General features: G+C 50.1%; 1 protein-coding gene. It reads left to right on the top strand.

What is annotated here, in order from left to right; translation table 11 throughout:
• Nucleotides 1–505, top strand: a 505-nt coding sequence (locus PEH01S_RS34395) for a GBS Bsp-like repeat-containing protein (RefSeq protein WP_174807203.1), incomplete at both ends; no start/stop codon positions are given.

A 505-nucleotide genomic window follows, 5' to 3' on the forward strand; every position in this document is an offset into this window, starting at 1 on the left:
GGTGTCGAAGCGCCAGCGGAAGTGAGTCTGTCCAACGCTTCATATGACGTGTACGCGTACGGGGTAGCGAAAGGCGCGGCCTCCGTAAGCTTTCCTACGTGGACAGAGGCGAACGGAAACGATGATCTGGAGAATCCATGGGTTCAGGGGCAGAAAGTAAGCGAAGGGGTATGGAAGGCAACGGTTCCTTTTAGCAAACATAACTATGAAACAGGCCTTTACGATAACGACGTATGGGTGGATGGCAAGTTTTTTGGCGGGGCGAAGACGATGGTCAAAGAAACTACGTCCTTACGGGCCCCGGAAAAAGTAGGGTTCAAAGCCGGTTTTTATGAGGTGGTTCTTGAAGGCGTCAGCGATCAAGTACAGCGAGTAACGTTTCCAACGTGGACGGAAGCGAATGGACAAGACGATATCAAACATGTGGAAGGCCAAAAACAGGCAAACGGAACTTGGAAAGCGACAATCCCTTTTAGCGAACATAACTACGAGACAGGAATGTATA

Source organism: Paenibacillus ehimensis NBRC 15659 (assembly GCF_004000785.1).
Lineage (GTDB): Bacteria > Bacillota > Bacilli > Paenibacillales > NBRC-103111 > Paenibacillus_G > Paenibacillus_G ehimensis.